Genomic DNA, 252 nt, shown 5'->3' with positions numbered 1-252 from the left:
GGCATCTCCAATCTGGCAGTTCCCGCAAACTTCTCGAAGACGCTTGCTCAGGCTCTCCGAGCGCAGGCGACAAAGGGGACGGAAGAGTACGATCCGGATCGACCGCCGGACCTGTTCGAAGGAATGGCGCACGCTGCTATTCAATCGCTCGTCGAGCAAGGCGCGTACAGTCCTATTCCGACTCGTCTTCATCCCGATCAAGTCGACTGGGTTGTGAATTCTCTGGTGAGCTTGGTGTGAAGATCGGCAACC

General features: G+C 57.1%; 1 protein-coding gene. It reads left to right on the top strand.

The genetic code is table 11. The features are described 5' to 3' along the window. Window positions 1-240, top strand: a 240-nt coding sequence (locus AC1RPN_RS09105; RefSeq protein WP_481763862.1) for a hypothetical protein, incomplete at its 5' end; no start/stop codon positions are given. Window positions 241-252 lie beyond the last annotated feature (12 nt).

It is taken from the genome of Dellaglioa sp. CoH-57-MRSF-20 (assembly GCF_056781955.1).
This window is presented reverse-complemented; position numbering and strand designations above follow the sequence as displayed.